Source organism: Pseudorhodoferax sp. Leaf274, from assembly GCF_001422445.1.
GTDB lineage: Bacteria > Pseudomonadota > Gammaproteobacteria > Burkholderiales > Burkholderiaceae_C > Pseudorhodoferax.
The window spans coordinates 571630-588469 of sequence record NZ_LMNA01000001.1 but is presented as its reverse complement, the minus strand read 5'-3'; the positions used below and the strand labels follow the sequence as shown (position 1 = coordinate 588469).

The 16840-nt window shown below is 67.4% G+C and carries 16 protein-coding genes; 8 read left to right on the top strand and 8 right to left on the bottom strand.

Annotated features, from left to right (window positions below; all coding sequences use genetic code 11):
- Nucleotides 1-2: 2 nt before the first annotated feature.
- Nucleotides 3-971, bottom strand: a complete 969-nt coding sequence (locus tag ASF44_RS02650; protein ID WP_056897593.1) for a recombination-associated protein RdgC — start codon at nucleotides 969-971, stop codon at nucleotides 3-5.
- 192 nt (nucleotides 972-1163) lie between these two features.
- On the opposite strand from ASF44_RS02650, the gene ASF44_RS02645 reads away from it, so the two are divergent.
- Together ASF44_RS02645 and ASF44_RS02640 are read left to right on the top strand one after the other, a co-directional pair.
- Entirely contained in the window at nucleotides 1164-1685 is a 522-nt protein-coding gene (locus ASF44_RS02645; RefSeq protein ID WP_056897592.1) for a Spy/CpxP family protein refolding chaperone, read from the top strand.
- Between the two features lie 136 nt (nucleotides 1686-1821).
- Nucleotides 1822-2595 (top strand): endonuclease/exonuclease/phosphatase family protein, encoded by a 774-nt coding sequence (locus tag ASF44_RS02640; RefSeq protein WP_056897591.1) that lies wholly within the window; start codon nucleotides 1822-1824, stop codon nucleotides 2593-2595.
- A gap of 75 nt (nucleotides 2596-2670) precedes the next feature.
- Here ASF44_RS02640 and ASF44_RS02635 read toward each other — a convergent pair whose 3' ends face one another.
- Together ASF44_RS02635 and ASF44_RS02630 are read right to left on the bottom strand one after the other, a co-directional pair.
- Nucleotides 2671-3030 (bottom strand): hypothetical protein, encoded by a 360-nt coding sequence (locus ASF44_RS02635; protein ID WP_056897590.1) that lies wholly within the window; start codon nucleotides 3028-3030, stop codon nucleotides 2671-2673.
- 131 nt (nucleotides 3031-3161) lie between these two features.
- Nucleotides 3162-3704, bottom strand: coding sequence for an acyloxyacyl hydrolase (locus tag ASF44_RS02630; RefSeq protein WP_056897589.1), 543 nt, complete (start codon nucleotides 3702-3704; stop codon nucleotides 3162-3164).
- 778 nt (nucleotides 3705-4482) lie between these two features.
- Here ASF44_RS02630 and ASF44_RS02625 point away from each other — a divergent pair.
- A complete protein-coding gene (locus ASF44_RS02625; RefSeq protein WP_056898175.1) occupies nucleotides 4483-4791 on the top strand; it encodes a putative signal transducing protein in 309 nt (102 codons plus the stop codon).
- 54 nt (nucleotides 4792-4845) lie between these two features.
- Nucleotides 4846-6948, top strand: a complete 2103-nt coding sequence (locus ASF44_RS02620) for an NAD(+) synthase (RefSeq protein WP_235579107.1) — start codon at nucleotides 4846-4848, stop codon at nucleotides 6946-6948.
- 37 nt (nucleotides 6949-6985) lie between these two features.
- Here ASF44_RS02620 and ASF44_RS02615 read toward each other — a convergent pair whose 3' ends face one another.
- Both ASF44_RS02615 and ASF44_RS02610 read right to left on the bottom strand, forming a co-directional pair.
- A complete protein-coding gene (locus ASF44_RS02615; RefSeq protein WP_056897588.1) occupies nucleotides 6986-8452 on the bottom strand; it encodes a sensor domain-containing diguanylate cyclase in 1467 nt (488 codons plus the stop codon).
- Between the two features lie 101 nt (nucleotides 8453-8553).
- The gene (locus ASF44_RS02610) at nucleotides 8554-8844 is read right to left on the bottom strand and encodes a DUF1330 domain-containing protein (protein WP_056897587.1); all 291 of its coding nucleotides are present in this window, start codon (nucleotides 8842-8844) and stop codon (nucleotides 8554-8556) included.
- 182 nt (nucleotides 8845-9026) lie between these two features.
- Between ASF44_RS02610 and ASF44_RS32720 the strand changes: the two genes are divergently transcribed.
- The gene (locus ASF44_RS32720; RefSeq protein WP_056897586.1) at nucleotides 9027-10184 is read left to right on the top strand and encodes a diguanylate cyclase; all 1158 of its coding nucleotides are present in this window, start codon (nucleotides 9027-9029) and stop codon (nucleotides 10182-10184) included.
- Between the two features lie 148 nt (nucleotides 10185-10332).
- Here ASF44_RS32720 and gyrB read toward each other — a convergent pair whose 3' ends face one another.
- The 3 genes from gyrB to dnaA form a co-directional block, all read right to left on the bottom strand.
- Complete coding sequence (gyrB, locus tag ASF44_RS02600) at nucleotides 10333-12921, bottom strand: DNA topoisomerase (ATP-hydrolyzing) subunit B (RefSeq protein WP_056897585.1); 2589 nt, start codon at nucleotides 12919-12921, stop codon at nucleotides 10333-10335.
- Between the two features lie 71 nt (nucleotides 12922-12992).
- Nucleotides 12993-14111, bottom strand: a complete 1119-nt coding sequence (dnaN, locus tag ASF44_RS02595) for a DNA polymerase III subunit beta (RefSeq protein ID WP_056897584.1) — start codon at nucleotides 14109-14111, stop codon at nucleotides 12993-12995.
- 123 nt (nucleotides 14112-14234) lie between these two features.
- Complete coding sequence (gene dnaA / locus ASF44_RS02590; protein ID WP_056897583.1) at nucleotides 14235-15629, bottom strand: chromosomal replication initiator protein DnaA; 1395 nt, start codon at nucleotides 15627-15629, stop codon at nucleotides 14235-14237.
- Between the two features lie 353 nt (nucleotides 15630-15982).
- On the opposite strand from dnaA, the gene rpmH reads away from it, so the two are divergent.
- From rpmH to yidD, 3 genes are all read left to right on the top strand, one after another.
- A complete protein-coding gene (gene rpmH, locus ASF44_RS02585; RefSeq protein WP_056665202.1) occupies nucleotides 15983-16117 on the top strand; it encodes a 50S ribosomal protein L34 in 135 nt (44 codons plus the stop codon).
- A gap of 67 nt (nucleotides 16118-16184) precedes the next feature.
- Nucleotides 16185-16577: a ribonuclease P protein component gene (locus ASF44_RS02580; RefSeq protein WP_056897582.1), complete on the top strand. Its 393-nt coding sequence runs from the start codon at nucleotides 16185-16187 to the stop codon at nucleotides 16575-16577.
- Nucleotides 16577-16837: a membrane protein insertion efficiency factor YidD gene (yidD, locus tag ASF44_RS02575; protein ID WP_369820888.1), complete on the top strand. Its 261-nt coding sequence runs from the start codon at nucleotides 16577-16579 to the stop codon at nucleotides 16835-16837. The genes ASF44_RS02580 and yidD overlap by 1 nt, the downstream gene beginning before the upstream one ends.
- Nucleotides 16838-16840: the final 3 nt, after the last annotated feature.

Below are 16840 nucleotides of genomic sequence, written 5' to 3'. Positions count from 1 at the left end.
GTTCAGAACGGCGCGTCTTCGGTATCGGGCTGCGCGGCCGGCGCCGCCGAAGCGGGCAGCGGCGTCTCCACCGCGGCCACCAGCTCGATCTCGCCGCCCAGCGCCTCCAGCAGGCCCGGCAGCAGGCGGCTGATCTCGCCGGTGGAGATGGCCGCGTCGGCGTCGAAGCTGTCTTCCTTCTCCTGCGAGGTCTTCTCGAACACGCCGTCCTGGAATTGCAGCTTGCGCAGTTGCATGCTCTCGGTCAGCACGAAGGAGACGCGCTCGTCCCAGGTCATGGCCAGCTTGGTGGGCAGCTTGCCTTCGGCGATGTGCTGGCGGATCTCCTCGATGTCCAGCGGATGGTGGGCGTAGCGGATCGCGGCCTTGGACGCGTCGGTGGCCTTGAGCTCGCACTCGCGGTCGATCGAGAAGCCGGCCGGCGGCTCCTGGCTGCTGAGCCATTCGGACATCGCCGCCGTGGCCGAGGTGGCCGTGTGCACTTCCTGCACCATGAAGCCGTCCAGCACCTTCACCAGCAGGCTGATGATCTCGTCGACACGGTTCTGGCTGCCGGCGTCCACCACGAAGCGGCGGGCCTGCAGGTCGATCCACACCCAGGTGGCGCCGCGCTTGGTGAACGCCACCGGCAGCAGGGCCTGCTTGGCCTCTTCGCGCAGGTCGCGGATCTCCTTCTTGCCGGGCTTGCGGCCGGTGGTGGCCTCGATCTGCTGGGCGCGCTCGTCGGCCTTGCGCTTGACCACGGAGGCCGGCACGGCCTTGCTCTCGACCATCAGGCGCAACAGGTACTGGCCGCCCACGGACTCGACCAGCGGACCATGCTCCTCGCCACGCGGCGGCACCCAGCCGGCCGAACGTTCCTGCGTTGCGCCGCATTCGGCGAAGCGCTGCGTCCCGAGCGCCTCCTCGATCTGCTCCCACGTCGCCGTCCAGGCGCCGCCGAGCTTGTAAACCATCACGTTCTTGAACACTGTTCGCTCTCGTTGCACGGAAAGCCGCGTATTGTCGTTGCAGCCCGCAGGCCGCACGGCAAGGCAAACTTCCTTGCGAGATCTTTACAAACAGGCGGCAAAGCTGCATGGCGCCGATACATGCGCGCCAGACACTGGACCTGCAGCAAGGCAATACGCCTGCTGCGGTTTTCCGACAGAAAGGATGTCTTCATGACCCGCTCCCTCTTCTCCCTGCAACGCATCGTGCTGGCCAGCAGCCTGGCTGTCCTGGGCGCCACCGCCATGGCGCAAACCCCGCCCGCGCCACCGCCGGCTGCCGACGCGCCTGCCCAGCACGCCCGCGAACACGCCCGTCCCGACCCCGCCAAGCGCATGGAGCGCCGCGAGTCCCGGCTCAAGCAGGATCTCAAGATCACGGCCGAGCAGGAGCCCGCCTGGAACGTGTTCACGGCCAGCATGCTGCCGCCAGGCCCGCCCCAGGGCGACCGCCCCGATCGCGAGGCCTTGCGCAAGATGACGACGCCCCAGCGCATCGAACACATGCGCGCCATGCACGCGGCGCGCTCGGCCGACATGGAACGCCGCGCCGAAGCCACGCTGCGCCTGTACGCGGCGCTGACGCCCGAACAGCAGCAGGTGTTCGACCAGCGCATGGCCATGGGCCCGCGCCACGGGCCTGGCCATGGTCCGCAGCACCGCGGCGCGCCGCCGCGGCCCGAGCAGAAGGGTTGAACCGGGGCTGAGGAACCTGGGCGTGCCGGCCGGCTCTATCGGGTCTCGCAGACCCGGTATCCGGCAGGCGTCCTACAGCGCCCGCGCTGGCTGCTGCGGTACAACCAACACCCGCATCCGCGCCAACCCTGCAGCCATGTCGAACAACACCGCCGACGGCACCGTCACCAAGCTCAAGGTCCTGACGGTCAACATCCACAAGGGCTTCACCTCGTTCAACCGCCGCTTCATGCTGCACGAACTACGCGAGGCCGTGCGCCATGTGCATGCCGACGTGGTGTTCCTGCAGGAGGTGTTGGGCACGCACGCGCGCCACGCGGCGCGCCATGCCGATTACCCCGAGGCGCCGCACTACGAATTCCTGGCCGATTCGATCTGGCCGCAATTTGCCTACGGCAAGAACGCGGCCTACCCGCACGGCCACCATGGCAACGCCGTGCTGTCCAAGTTCCCCATCGTGCACCAGGAGAACCGCGACGTCTCCCTGCCCGGCCCCGAGCGGCGCGGCCTGCTGCATTGCGCCCTGGCCATACCGGGCCAGAAGCACCAGCTGCATGTGTTCTGCGTGCACCTGGGCCTGCGCGAATCGCACCGGCGCGAACAGCTGCGCCTGTTGTCCGAGATGATCAACAAGGAAGTGCCTGCCGGCGCGCCCGTGGTGGTGGCCGGCGACTTCAACGACTGGCGCCGCCGGGCGCACGACATCTTGGAAGAACTGGCCGGGCTGCGCGAGGTGTTCGTGCATGCCACGGGCCAGTCGGCCAAGACCTTCCCGGCGAAATTCCCGATGCTGTCGCTGGACCGCATCTACGTGCGCAATGCCAGCGCGCATTCGCCCATCGTGCTGCCGGGCGCGCCCTGGAACAAGCTGTCCGACCATGCGCCGCTCGCGGCGGTGATCGATCTGTAGAAGGGCCGCAAAGCGGCCATGAAAAAAGGGCCTTGTGGCCCTTTCCTGTCGTGCGGCCATCGCCGCGCGATGGCCTTACATGCGGCCCAGGTCGTCGGCTTCGCCGCCGATGCGGTCGGTCTGGCCGCGCACCTGCGCCTGCACTTCAGCACGCGTGAGGTTGCTGGCCATGTAGGCACCCAAGGCGTCGTTCTGCTTGCCCACATCGGCGCCCACCAGGCCGCCCTTGTCGGCTTCGCCGGCGGCGTTGGCGCGGCGTGCGTCCTGGCGGACTTCGGCACGCGTGTGCTCGGTGCTGATGTGGCGCGACGGTGCGGGCTTGCTCGGCACGCCCTCGATCACGGTGGGTGGCTGTTGCTGGGCCATGGCGGCACCGCCGGCGAAAGTGGCGGCTGCCAGCAAAGCGGCGGTGCGCAGGGTCTTGTGCATGTTCATCGGAAAACTCCTTCAATGGTGGTGGGCGGGCTCTTGCGAGTCCCTGGCCACCAATGTAGAAGTCCGCCCTTCACCGCGGTGTAGTCGGCGCCCAGACCCCTTTGTAGGAAGCCGCGGCGCCGACCTGCCGGTCAAAGCGCGTAGCCGTAGCGCAGCAGATAAAAGGTCTCGCCCGGGTTCGGCTTGTCCAGCCCGGCGTTGGAGACGTGCTTGACGTACAGCCCGATCTCGTGCCGGCCGAAGCTGTAGCCCACGCCCAGGTGGTCGCTGAAGTTCCAGCGCGAACCGAACGTCTTGGTGCGCGTGCGGTAGCCGTCCACCAGGTACGACGCGCCGATGCCGCCCTCCACGAACCAGGGCGACCGCCCCTCGTCGAAGCGCCAGCGCAGCATGGGCACCAGGCCCAGTTGCGTGAAGCGGTCGCGTCCGCCAGGGACGGGATCGGCATGCCAGAGGCTGGCGTAGCCATCGACCGACAGGGCCAGGCCGCCGTTGAAGAAGCGCACACCGGTCGGCATGCGCACGCCCAGGGTCAGGGCTTCGGTGGTGGCGCCATGGTGGTCGGCCTGTCCGGCCTCCAGGTACAGGCCGGGGCCTTGGCCCTGTTGCGCCGAGGCTGCGGCGCTGGTCGCCAGGCACAAGGCGGCCAGGGCGGTTTTGGCGGTTGCGTTCATCACGTTCAACGGTGTTGTGAGATTTGTTGCAGATGCTACGAAGCCGTCACAAGCCTGGCTGTAGGAAAGAATCTCGTGCGCGGGACAAGCCTGTGGGTAGTTCCGGCACAAGTCCCCACTTATCCACAGCGGCGCGCGTCATGCCGGAGTTGTTCGCTCTGGCGCAATCCATCGCAGTGCGCCCGCCCACATGGCTGTGAATCGCGCAAGCCCTTGAGTGCGCTGGTGAAAAGCGGGTTACCCACAAAAAACGGCCACCTCTACTACTACGACTATTTAGATTCATTGAAAGATAGAAAGAAGATAGTGGCACGCGTTTTCTGCTGCTGCACCTGTTGCGCCGGCAACACAGGCCTTGGCGCAACCGTGCCAGGCAGAGGGTCTAGCGCGGTTTTCTGCAGTGCCGACCCGGGCTCGCCGGGGCGGTGGCTGGTGCTTGTCGCGTGCCATTGATCGTGCCTTGGAGTCGGAGCGGGGATGCCCACCCTTTGCACGTTCTCAGCGCCCAGGCGAACAAGCATGTGGATAGTTCCGGCACAAGCTGGCACTTGTCCACAGCGGCGCGCCTTTGGCGCGGGTTGTTCATTGCGGCGCGACAGCAGGAAAGCGCACGCGCCCACAGCCGTGGCCGAGATGCAAGTCCGTGGCCCGGTTGGACAAATCGCGGTTGTCCACAGAATGGGCCGCCCTCTACTACTACGACTATTGAAAGATAGACAAGATAGAAGAGGAGATAGGACAAGCGGGCCCGCCCACCCCGCATAGGATGGCTGCCACCATGCAACGCGTCGCATCCGCCCCCAACCTCATGGTCGCCACGCTGTGGGCCGACATGCTGCGGCGCGACGGCATCTCCGCCACGGTGCAGCGGGCCTACGCCAGTGGCATCGCTGGCCAGATACCGCCAGACCAGGCGTTGCCCGAGATCTGGGTGGAGGACGACAGCCACCTCGCCCGGGCCCTGGCCATGCTCGAGCAGCTGCAGCACCCACCGGAGCGGCGCTGGGGCTGCCCGGGCTGTGCCGAGGTCCTGGAGGGGCCCTTCGAGCAGTGCTGGAACTGCGGCACGCTGCGCGAGGCCGGGTAGCCAGCCAGTTAGCATCGCGGGCGATCCGCGTCGTCAACAAAGGACCCCTGCGCCGTGCCGAACCGACTGAGCCACCTGCCCTTTCTGCACCCCTGGCGCCATGGTTTCGTGCGCCTGGCCGTGGCCGTGCCGCGCAACCGCGTGGCCGATCCGGTGTTCAACGCTGCAGAGACCGTGCGTCTGTACGAGGAAGCGGCAGACCAGGGCGCCTCGGTCGTGGCCTTCCCGGAACTGGGCCTGTCGGCCTACACCTGCGACGACCTGTTCCACCAGGCCACCCTGCTCGACCGCTGCCTGGACGCGCTGCACGCCGTCGTCCAGGCCACGCGCGGGCGCGATGCCGTGGCCATCGTCGGCCTGCCGCTGCGCGTGGACCACCGGCTGTTCAACTGCGCGGCCATCGTCGCCGGCGGCGTGGTGCTGGGCGTGCAGCCCAAGACCTACCTGCCGAACTACGCCGAGTTCTACGAAGGCCGGCAGTTCGCGGCGGCCGAAGCCGCGCTGTCGACCTCTGTGCGCCTTTTCGGCCAGGACGTGCCCTTCGGGTCAGACCTCGTGTTCCGGGCCCGCCAGCAGCCTCTGCTGGCCCTTCACGCGGAGATCTGCGAGGACCTGTGGGTGCCGATCCCGCCTTCGAGCTATGCGGCGCTGGCCGGCGCCACCGTGCTGGTCAACCTCTCGGCCTCCAACATCACCATCGGCAAGGCGTCCTACCGGCATCGGCTGGCCGGCCTGCAGTCGGGCCGCTGCCTGGCGGCCTACCTGTATTCGTCTGCCGGCATCGGCGAATCGACCACCGACCTGGCCTGGGACGGCCAGGCCCTGATCTACGAGGGCGGCGAGCTGCAGGCCGAGAGCGAGCGCTTCTCGAACGTCTCGAACACCATCTTTGCGGACGTGGACCTGGAGCGCCTGGTGCACGAACGCATGCGGCAGAACAGCTTCGGCACCTCGGCCGCCCAGCACAAGGCCCAGCTGGCCGCTTGGCGCACGGTGGAATTCGACCTGGCGCCGCCCAAGGCCCCGGGCGCGCTGCGCCGCGTGGTGGAGCGCTTTCCCTACGTGCCGGCCGATGCGGTCACGCGCGACGAGCGCTGCCGCGAAGTGTTCAACATCCAGGTGCAATCGCTGGTGCAGCGGCTGGAGGCCGCCCGCATCGAGAAGGTGGTGATCGGCGTCTCCGGCGGGCTGGACTCCACGCACGCGCTGCTGGTGCTGGCCCAGGCCATGGACCGGCTCAACCGCCCGCGCAGCCACATCCTGGCCTACACCATGCCTGGCTTCGCCACCAGCACGCGCACGCTGGACCAGGCGCACCGGCTCATGGCCACCGTGGGCTGCACGGCCAGGGAGATCGACATCCGGCCCAGCTGCCGCCAGATGCTGGCCGATCTGGACCACCCGTTCGCCAAGGGCGAGCCGGTCTACGACATCACCTTCGAGAACGTGCAGGCCGGCGAGCGCACCAGCCACCTGTTCCGCCTGGCCAACCACCACGGCGGCATCGTGGCGGGCACCGGCGACCTCTCCGAACTGGCGCTGGGCTGGTGCACCTACGGCGTGGGCGACCACATGTCGCACTACAACGTGAACGCCAGCGTGCCCAAGACGCTGATCAAGCACATGGTCCACTGGGTGGCCGAGCAGAACCTGTTGGGCGAAGAAGGCAGCGGCGTGCTGCGCGAGATCCTGGCCACCGAGGTCAGCCCCGAACTCGTGCCGGCCGGCGCCGACGCCGATGGCAAGGACCAGCCCGGCCAGCGCACCGAGGACACCGTGGGCCCCTACGAGTTGCAGGACTTCCACCTGTACCACATCGTGCGCCACGGCTTCGGCCCGGCCAAGGTGGCCTTCCTCGCGCACGCGGCCTGGCACGACCGCGAACAGGGGCCCTGGCCCGACGCCCTGCAGGGCGCGCACAACCAGTACACGCTGGCCGACATCAAGAAGCACCTGCGCACCTTCGTCTGGCGCTTCTTCCAGACCAGCCAGTTCAAGCGCAGCTGCGTGCCCAACGGCCCAAAGGTCGGTTCGGGCGGGTCGCTGTCGCCGCGCGGCGACTGGCGCGCGCCCAGCGATTCGGAAGCGCGGGTGTGGATCGACGAGGTGGCGGCCATCCCGGACGACGCGGGCCATCTGGGCGACGCAGGCGCCTGAGACGCAGGGCCGATCGGCCGGCCCTGTGGTACGCGGCTCAGCCCGCCGTGCGGCGCCGCTCGTGGCGGCCTTCCTTGTAGTAGCGCTCCTTGGCGTCGAACATGGCCTGGTCGGCCGTGTGCAGCGCGTCCTCGACCTCCGAGGCCCGCTGCGCGCTGGACACGCCGATCGACAGGCTCAGCGCATGGCCCGGGTAGAACTGGTTGTTCAGCTCGGTCATCGATTCGATGCGGCCCTTGAGCTCCAGCGCCACGCGCTCGTCCGCGCCCGGCATCAGCGCCACGAACTCGTCACCGCCGATGCGCGCCATGCACCAGGGCTGCCCCGCCGTGGCGCTGGACAGTACCTCGCCCGCGCGGCGCAGCAAGGCATCGCCGGCTACATGGCCATCGCTGTCGTTGATGCGCTTGAGCCCGTTCAGGTCCATGGCCAGGATGCCCAGGGGCCACGGCCCCTTGCGCGAGATGCGGTTGAGCTCCTCGACGTAGAAGGCGCGGTTGCGCAGCCGGGTCAGCGAGTCGTGCTTGCCCAGGTACTCGAGGTAGGCCTCGGCCTTCTTGCGCGCCGTGATGTCCACCAGCGAGACCAGCACCAGGCTCCAGTCGGCCTCATGGCCAGGCAGCACCGCAAACTGCATGTGGATGTTGATCAGCGCGCCACCCAGGCCGTAGTTGATGACCTCGCGCGTCTGCTCGGTCTTGCCGCTCCACAGGTCGATCAGCTGCTCGGCGAAGGTGTCGTGCATCTCGTCGCGGAACACCGCGCCCAGGTTGCCCAGCAGCTCGTCCTGCGTGGCCGCGCCGAACATGGTCAGCGTCTGGCGGTTGACCTCCAGCACGCGGATCTCCTCCATGCAGCGGCTCACGAACTCCGGGTGCACGGAGAGGAACACGCGGAAGTCCTGGATGCCCTGCGCGCGCACCTCGTCGATGAGCCGCTTCACGCCGCTGAAGTCTTCCACCCACAGCGACACGGGCGAGTAGTGGAACAGGCCGCGCGCATGGCTTTCGCTGGCCGCCAGCTGCTGGCGCGTCTGCACGGCCTGCGTGGTGTCTTCCAGCGAGACCAGCACGCGGTCCCAGCGGTCTTCGTGGCCCTGCAGCACGCGCACGCGGATCGCCACGTCGATGCGCCGGCCGTCCAGCGCGTAGTTGACGGTCTGGTTCGTGTAGTCGAGCCGTCCGTTCCACAGCGACAGCATCTCGGGCAGCATGGTCGTGAGCATGTCGCCGCGGAACACGTCGGGCAGGCGCTGCTGCAGTTCCTCCAGGCTGGCCGCGCCGAACAGCATCAGCGTCTGCCGGTTGACCTGCAGGATGCGCAGGCCGGCCGCGCACTGCTGCATGCGCGCGGGGTCGGCGCGCAGGTGCGCTTCCAGGTCGGTCACACCCTCGGCGCGCCAGCTGGCGAACAAGTCCTTGAGCGCGCTGAAGTCTTCGAGCCAGAGCGAGATCGGGGCCCACTCGAACATCTGTTCGAAGTCGGCAGAGGCGGTCGGTGTCATGCCCTGGATTGTCGGGGACTTGCGTGTTGTGCGGCAGTCAGCGCCGCCCGTGCAGGCCCCCTGTGCGCGGGCCGGCCAGGCCCACGCAGGTCAGGTGCGCGTCAAGCGCCTTCGACGATGCGGATCTCGCGCTCGGCGCCGTCGCCCAGTGCATCCAGCGCCGCGCCGTAGGCCGCGCTGTCGTGCGTGGCAACCGCCTGGGCCACGCTGTCGAACTCGATCAGCACCGTGCGCTGCTCGAGGCCGGCCTCGTACACCTTGGCGGGCAGGCCACGCGCCAGAAAGCGCCCGCCGCCGGCGGTGATGGCAGGGCCGGCCAACTGGGCGTAGGCGGCCAGCTTGTCGGGGTTGTTGACCGAACGGTAGGTCGAGATCCAATAGGCTTTGGGCATGGAAGGCTCCTGAAGTGGATGAGGGGATGTCTGCAGCGCGGCTACTCTACCCGCCCGCGCGCGACCCGTGGCATGCCCTCGTTGCCCCGGCCCCGCGCAGTGGCTTAGCATGCGGCCGACAACAAACAGCAGGCACCCTGCCGCCCCGAGCGTGCAGGCCAGGAAAGGAGACAGCGCCACCCATGACCGCAGCCACCGGCACCCCGCACTTCGGAACCCTGCACCGCATCGCCCGCGTGCTGCAGGTGTCGCAGGCCGCGGCCCTGGCCCTGCTGCTCGGGCTGGGCGCGCTGCTGTGGCACAACATCGCCGACTTCCGCAACGCCGATGCCTGGGTGGACCACACGCACGAGGTGCAGGGCGAGATCGACCGCGTGCGCACCACCGTCATGCTGGGCGGGCTGGCGCTGCGCAACTACGCCATCTCGCCCCGGCCCGAGTTCCTCGAAAGCCTGGCCTGGTCGTCGTTCGAATCGCAGGACGCCACCGAGCGCCTGCAAGGCCTGGTCGAAGACAACCCCGGCCAGGCCGCCCGCGCGCACGAGGTCCACGCCGAAGCCCGCGAGATCGTGGGCTGGTACCGCAGTTCCGGCGTGATCGCGCAGCGCGACGGCGCCGCCGCGCTGCAGGCCTCGCTGGCCGCGCGCGTGAACATCGATGCGAGCCAGCGCCTGCGCAAGCTGCTCGATGCGATGGACGCCGAAGAGCGCACCCTGCTCGACGCCCGGCGCGAGGCCAGGGAGGCGGGCTTCCAGTCCGTCAAGCGCTGGAGCGCGGCCATCGGCCTGGTGTTCGTGCTGTTCACGGTCGGTGCCATCGTGCACGCCGGCCGGCTCGTGGGCCTGGGCGAATCGCGGCTCAAGGCCCTGCACGACGACGCCGAGAAAGATCCGCTCACGGGCCTGGCCAACCGCCGCACCGTGGACCGTGCGGCGCACGCCCTGGTGGGCCGGCCCATGGCGGTGATCAGCTTCGACCTCGACGACTTCAAGCCCGTGAACGACCGCCATGGCCATGCAGCCGGCGACCAGGTGCTGCGCACCGTGGCCGCGCGGCTGCAGCAGCAGTCCCGGCACGGTGACGTGGTGGCACGCACAGGTGGCGACGAGTTCGTGATCCTGCTGCCCGGCCTGGCCGACGCCAAGGTGCTCGAGGGCATCGCGGCGCGCGTGCGCAGCACTGTGGGCGAACCGATCGACTTCCACGGCGTGGCGTTGAAAGTCGGGGCCTCCGTGGGGTTCGCGTGTTCGGAAGGGGGGCTGCAGTTCGAGCAGCTGGCTGCGGCCGCGGATGCGATGTCTTATGAGGAGAAGAAGCGGGGCAAGACGGGGCGCGCGTGAGGGCGCGGCTGCTGCCCGCGGGCCACGGCGTCACGTGTTTGCCGAATGGTGGCTTTCGGATTACTCGTCGACTGCCTGATCGACCGGGGGATGGATGTCGCGTCTTGTAACCCCCCGAGCGCTGCGACTGCCGTGAGACCGCACAAATCTAAACATCGATATTCCCCGCCCTCAGCGCATTCGTTTCGATGAAATCCCTGCGCGGCTCCACCTCATCGCCCATCAGCATCGTGAACACCCGGTCCGCCTCGATCGCATCGTCGATCTGCACCTTCAGCAGGCGCCGCACTTCGGGGTCCATCGTGGTCTCCCACAGCTGTTCGGGGTTCATCTCGCCGAGACCCTTGTAGCGCTGGCGACTGGTGGCGCGCTCGGCCTCGCCGATCAGCCAGCGCATGGCCTGGCGGAAGTCGCCGACCTTTTCTTCCTTCTGCCGTTCGCCTTCGCCGCGCATGACCTTGGCGCCTTCGCTGAGCAGGCCGCGGAAGGTGTTGGCGGCTTCGGCCAGGGCGGCGTAGTCGGCGCCGTGCACGAAGTCCTGCGTGATCACGCTGCTCTTGGTGTTGCCGTGGTGGCGGCGGCTGATGCGCAGCACCGGCTTGTCGGTGCGCACGTCGAATTCGCCGGCCACTTCGGCGCCGCTGCCCAGCGCGCGCAGGCTGGCCTGCAGCGCGATGGCCGAAGCCTCGGCATCGGCCACGGTGTCCAGGTTCAGCGCGACGCCGTCGGCGATGGAACGCAGCGCCTCGGCGTCCATGAAGTTGCGCAGCCGCGCGATCACGGCCTCGGCCACCTGGTGCTTGCGGGCCAGCTCGCTCAGCGTGTCGCCGGCCAGCGTGGTGCCGGCGTCGCCGCCGGTGAACACCGATGCGTTGACCAGCGCGATGCGCAGCAGGAAGCTGTCCAGGTCGGTCTGGCCCTGCAGGTACAGCTCTTCCTTGCCGGCCTTGACCTTGTACAGCGGTGGCTGCGCGATGTAGATGTGGCCGCGCTCCACCAGCTCGGGCATCTGGCGGTAGAAGAAGGTCAGCAGCAGGGTGCGGATGTGGGCGCCGTCGACGTCGGCGTCGGTCATGATGATGATGCGGTGGTAGCGCAGCTTGGCGACGTTGAAGTCGTCGTTGCCCGTCGTGCCGCCGGCCTTGCCGATGCCGGTGCCCAGCGCGGTGATCAGCGTGAGGATTTCGTTGCTGGTCAGCAGCTTCTCGTAGCGCGCCTTCTCCACGTTCAGGATCTTGCCGCGCAGCGGCAGGATCGCCTGGAACTTGCGGTCACGGCCCTGCTTGGCGGAGCCGCCGGCGGAGTCACCCTCGACGATGTAGATCTCGCACAGCGCGGGGTCTTTCTCCTGGCAGTCGGCCAGCTTGCCGGGCAGGCCCATGCCGTCCAGCACGCCCTTGCGGCGCGTCATCTCGCGGGCCTTGCGGGCAGCCTCGCGCGCACGGGCCGCCTCGACGATCTTGCCGCAGATGATCTTGGCGTCGTTGGGGCGTTCCTGCAGGTAGTCGGTCAGCAGGCGGCCGACGATGTCTTCCACCGGCGCACGCACTTCGCTGCTGACGAGCTTGTCCTTGGTCTGGCTGGAGAACTTGGGCTCGGGCACCTTCACACTCAGCACGCAGCACAAGCCTTCGCGCATGTCGTCGCCGGTGACTTCGACCTTGGCCTTCTTGGCCAGCTCGTTCTCTTCGATGTACTTGTTGATGACGCGCGTCATCGCGGCGCGCAGGCCGGTCAGGTGGGTGCCGCCGTCGCGCTGCGGGATGTTGTTGGTGAAGCAGAGCACCTGCTCGTTGTAGCCGCTGTTCCACTGCATGGCCACTTCCACGCCGATGTGCGTGCCAGGGATGCCGCCATAGGTCTCGGCCGGGCGCTCGCCCTCGGCGTGGAACACGTTGGGGTTCAGGACAGTCTTGCCCTTGTTGATGAAGTCGACGAAGCCGCGCACGCCGCCGGCGCCGGAGAAGTCGTCTTCCTTGCCGCTGCGCTCGTCCTTGAGCTTGATGTTGACGCCGTTGTTCAGGAAGGAGAGCTCGCGCAGCCGCTTCGAGAGGATCTCGTAGTGGAAGTCGTTGTTCTCCTTGAAGATCTCGGTGTCGGGCAGGAAGTGCACCTCGGTGCCGCGCTTCTCGGTCTCGCCCAGCACCTGCATGGGCGAGATCTCGACGCCGTTCACGGTCTCGACGATGCGGTTCTGCACGAAGCCCTTGCTGAACTCCATCACGTGCACCTTGCCTTCGCGGCGCACCGTGAGGCGCAGCATCTTGCTGAGCGCGTTGACGCACGAGACGCCCACGCCGTGCAGGCCACCCGATACCTTGTAGCTGTTCTGGTTGAACTTGCCGCCAGCGTGCAGCTCGGTCAGCGCGATCTCGGCGGCCGAGCGCTTGGGCTCGTGCTTGTCGTCCATCTTCACGCCCGTGGGGATGCCGCGGCCGTTGTCGACGACGCTGATGGAGTTGTCGCTGTGGATGGTGACGAGGATCTCGTCGCAATGGCCAGCCAGGGCTTCGTCGATGGAGTTGTCGACCACCTCGAACACCAGGTGGTGCAGGCCGGTGCCATCGGACGTGTCGCCGATGTACATGCCGGGGCGCTTGCGCACGGCCTCCAGGCCTTCGAGGATCTGGATGGCACCTTCGCCGTAGCCCTCGCTGGCACCGGCCTGGTGGGCGTCGATGCGTTGCGGCTCCGGAGCGTTGGATTGCGGCGGAACGGGCAGGCTTTCGTCGGTCATGGCGTACTTTCTACAAACTCGGAAAAAGCGAACCCGCGTCACGACGCGGGCCGCGGCAGCAACAGGTGCTGCTAGATGCGCATCGGCATCACGACGTACTTGAAGCTGGTGTTCTCGGGGATGGTGAGCAGCGCGGAGCTGTTGCCGTCGGACAGTTCGATCTTGACCATGTCCTGCTGCATGTTGGCCAGCGCGTCGATCAGGTAGGTGACGTTGAAGCCGATCTCGATGCTGTCGCCGCCGTAATCGATGTCCAGCTCGTCCTGGGCTTCTTCCTGCTCGGCGTTGCTGGAGGCCACGCGCAGCGTGCCGGGGTCCAGGTTCAGGCGCACGCCCTTGAACTTCTCGCTGGTCAGGATGGCGGTGCGCTGCAGGCTGGCCAGCAGCGCCTGGCGGCCCAGCGTGATCGCGTTCTTGTGGTTCTTGGGGATCACGCGGTTGTAGTCGGGGAACTTGCCCTCGACCAGCTTGGTGACGAACTCCATGCCGCCGAAGCGGAAGCGCGCCTGGTTGTTGGCGAACTGCAGCTCGATCTGCGGGGCCTCGTCGCCGCCCGCGTCGGACAGCAGGCGCTGCAGCTCCAGCACGGTCTTGCGCGGCAGGATCACCTCCTGCTTGGGCACTTCCACCTCGAGCGTGGCGGAGGCGAAGGCCAGACGGTGGCCGTCGGTGGCCACCAGGCTCAGCTGCTTGCCTTCGGCCACGAACAGGATGCCGTTGAGGTAGTAGCGGATGTCGTGCACGGCCATCGCGAAAGCGACCTGGCCCAGCAGCTCCTTGAGGGTCTTCTGCGGCACGCTGAAAGCAGGGCCGAATTCGGCCGATTCCTGCACCAGCGGAAAGTCTTCGGCCGGCAGCGTCTGCAGCGTGAAGCGGCTCTTGCCGCCCTTGAGCAGCAGCTTGCTCTGGCTGGATTCCAGCGACACGGTCTGGTCGGCCGGCATGGTGCGCAGGATGTCGATCAGCTTGCGGGCGCCCACCGTGGTGGTGAAGCCGCCTTCGTCGCCACCCAGTTCGGCCGTGGTGCGGATCTGGATCTCCAGGTCGCTGGTGGTCAGCTGGACCTGGTTGCCGTTCTTGCGCAGCATCACGTTGGCCAGGATGGGCAGCGTGTGGCGCCGCTCCACGATGCCCGACACCGATTGCAGCACCGCAAGCAAGGTGCTTTGGGCTGTCTTCAGAACGATCATGTCAACCTCTCGATGAATTTCTTGTGGAGCTGGCGCAAAAGCTTCGCATTTTCGCCCGAATCCGCAGTGACATCTGCGCGCGGGCCGTAACGCATGCGGGCCCCGCGGACGGGCGGGCCCGCCTCATCCCTTCAGCGTCTGTTCCAGCACGTGCAGTTGCTGGTTCAGCTCGGCCAGTTGCTGGCGTTCACCGCCGATCTTGCGCACGGCGTGCAGCACGGTGGTGTGGTCGCGGCCACCGAACAACTCGCCGATCTCGGGCAGGCTCTTCTGCGTGAGTTCCTTGGCCAGGTACATCGCGATCTGCCGCGGCCGCGCGATGCTGGCCGGGCGCTTCTTGCTGTACATGTCGGCGACCTTGATCTTGTAGTAGTCGGCCACCGTCTTCTGGATGTTCTCGACGCTGATCTGACGGTTCTGGATCGACAGCAGGTCGCGCAGCGCCTCGCGCGCCAGCTGGATCGAGATCTCCTTCTGGTTGAAACGCGAGTACGCCAGGATCTTGCGCAGTGCGCCTTCGAGCTCGCGCACGTTGGAGCGCACGTTCTTGGCGACGAAGAAGGCCACTTCCTCGGGCATCTCGGTGCCTTCGGAGATCGACTTGTTGATCAGGATGGCGACGCGCATCTCCAGCTCGGGCGGCTCGATGGCCACCGTGAGGCCGGAGTCGAAGCGCGAGACCAGGCGCTCGTGGATGTCCGGCAGACCCTTGGGGTAGGTGTCGGACGTCATCACGATGTGGCTCTTCTTGGCCAACAGGGCCTCGAAGGCGTTGAAGAACTCCTCCTGCGTGCGGTCCTTGTTGGCGAAGAACTGGACGTCGTCGATCAGCAGCAGGTCGAGCGAGTGGTAGCGCTCTTTGAACTCGTCGAAGGTCTTGCGCTGGTAGGACTTGACCACATCCGAGACGAATTGCTCCGCATGGATGTAGAGAACTTTGGCGCCGGGCTTTTCTTCGAGCAGCCGGTTGCCCACGGCGTGCATCAGGTGGGTCTTGCCCAGGCCGACGCCGCCGTAGATGAACAACGGGTTGTAGAGCTGCCCCGGCGAGCCGGCCACATGCATGGCTGCGGCGCGCGCCATGCGGTTGGCCGTGCCCTCCACCAGGGTGGAGAACGTGAGGGCCGAATTGAGGCGGTTCTTGGGCGGGCCGGGCGAGATTTCCTCGCCCAGGTCGACCGGTTCGGACTGCGCGCTGATCTCGCGCGCCAACTGCAAAGGCGTAAGCCTGGCAACGGCTTCCCGCGGAGTGAGAGCTAACTCGAGCTGGATGGGCTGGCCGTACAGGTTCTCCAGCATCTGCGTGATGCGGCCACTGTATTGCGCACGGATCCAGTCGAGCTTGAAGCGGTTGGCCACGAACACCGTGACCTTGCTGAAATCACCCGTCACCTGGGCCGTCAAGGGCTTGATCCAGGTGTTGAACTGCTGCTCTGGAAGTTCCTGGGCAAGCTGGTCGATGCAGGCCTGCCACAGGCTGTCGCCGGCGGCACCGCTGGCGTGGTTCCCCTCGATCATGCGCCGCCCAGCTCCTGTGGATAAATGTTTTTTTGAAGCACCCGGCATTCTAGGTGTGCGGGTAGTTGTCCACAAGCTGGAGGGGGCATGTCGCGTGGCCGAGACGGAACGGCGCCGGCAAGCGCCGGATGCGGAAAAGCTTGTCCCCGCGCGAATTTTGGCGATAATCGCGGGTTCCCCGAGGTTTGGCCCTGCCTGGCGATTTTCGCCAACTGCATGGTGCCGCGGGTGCGGATGGGCCGGTCATCGCCGTGTGTGCGTCGGTGGCAGCCTGGTTTCGGCACCGAACCTGTGGTCCGCATGCGGGCAATGCAGAGGTGTTGCCCGCCGAAACTGATTTCCAAGGAAGTGACATGAAACGCACCTACCAACCCTCCAAGATCCGCCGCGCCCGCGTCCACGGTTTCCTGGCCCGCATGAAGACCCGCGGTGGCCGCGCCGTCATCAACGCGCGCCGCGCCAAGGGCCGCAAGCGCCTGGCTGTCTGAGTTCCTTGCGGGCGGCCTTCCTCGCGTCGGCCCGCCCCATGGCTGTCTCCACTTTCTCGGTGCCTCTGTGCAGCGACTCAAGACGCGCGCGCAGTTCCAGGCCGTGATGGCCGGCACCACCGTCTCGCGGACAGCCCACTTCGCCCTGCACCGCATCGCGCTGCCTGCTCCCCTCGTGGACGAGCAGGCTGTCGCGCGTCCGCTGTTCCCCGTCGACGACTGCTGGATCGGCGCCGTGCTGCCCAAGCGCTGGGCGCGCCGCGCCGTCACGCGCAACGCCATCCGCCGCCAGATCTATGCGGTCTGCGGCGAGCATGCGGATGCCCTGCCCGCTGCCGTGCACGTGGTGCGGCTGCGCAGCGGTTTCGACCGCAAGCAGTTCATCAGCGCCACCTCCGTGCAGCTCAAGCAGGCGGTGCGCAGCGAGCTCGAGCAGCTAGTGCGCAGGGCTGCCGTGTGATGCGCGGCGCGCTCATCGCGCTGGTGCGCGGCTACAAGCTGCTGCTGAGCCCCTGGCTGGGCTCGTCCTGCCGGTTCGAGCCCACCTGCTCCACGTACGCCATCGGCGCGCTGGAGCAGCACGGTGCGGGAATGGGCAGCTACCTTACACTGCGCCGGCTCGCGCGCTGCCATCCCTGGTGCGATGGCGGACATGACCCGGTGCCCGCGCAGCGGCCCCGCCTTTTCGGCCGGCGGCTGTTCCCGTCTTCCTCCGACTAGCCT

Bases quoted from the DNA above. Each gene is read 5' to 3' on its own strand.
- ASF44_RS02645 (WP_056897592.1), top strand. From the start codon at position 1,164: ATGACCCGCTCCCTCTTCTCCCTGCAACGCATCGTGCTGGCCAGCAGC.
- ASF44_RS02640 (WP_056897591.1), top strand. From the start codon at position 1,822: ATGTCGAACAACACCGCCGACGGCACCGTCACCAAGCTCAAGGTCCTG.
- ASF44_RS02635 (WP_056897590.1), bottom strand. From the start codon at position 3,030: ATGAACATGCACAAGACCCTGCGCACCGCCGCTTTGCTGGCAGCCGCC.
- ASF44_RS02630 (WP_056897589.1), bottom strand. From the start codon at position 3,704: ATGAACGCAACCGCCAAAACCGCCCTGGCCGCCTTGTGCCTGGCGACC.
- ASF44_RS02625 (WP_056898175.1), top strand. From the start codon at position 4,483: ATGCAACGCGTCGCATCCGCCCCCAACCTCATGGTCGCCACGCTGTGG.
- ASF44_RS02615 (WP_056897588.1), bottom strand. From the start codon at position 8,452: ATGACACCGACCGCCTCTGCCGACTTCGAACAGATGTTCGAGTGGGCC.
- ASF44_RS02610 (WP_056897587.1), bottom strand. From the start codon at position 8,844: ATGCCCAAAGCCTATTGGATCTCGACCTACCGTTCGGTCAACAACCCC.
- ASF44_RS32720 (WP_056897586.1), top strand. From the start codon at position 9,027: ATGACCGCAGCCACCGGCACCCCGCACTTCGGAACCCTGCACCGCATC.
- gyrB (WP_056897585.1), bottom strand. From the start codon at position 12,921: ATGACCGACGAAAGCCTGCCCGTTCCGCCGCAATCCAACGCTCCGGAG.
- dnaN (WP_056897584.1), bottom strand. From the start codon at position 14,111: ATGATCGTTCTGAAGACAGCCCAAAGCACCTTGCTTGCGGTGCTGCAA.
- dnaA (WP_056897583.1), bottom strand. From the start codon at position 15,629: ATGATCGAGGGGAACCACGCCAGCGGTGCCGCCGGCGACAGCCTGTGG.
- rpmH (WP_056665202.1), top strand. From the start codon at position 15,983: ATGAAACGCACCTACCAACCCTCCAAGATCCGCCGCGCCCGCGTCCAC.
- yidD (WP_369820888.1), top strand. From the start codon at position 16,577: ATGCGCGGCGCGCTCATCGCGCTGGTGCGCGGCTACAAGCTGCTGCTG.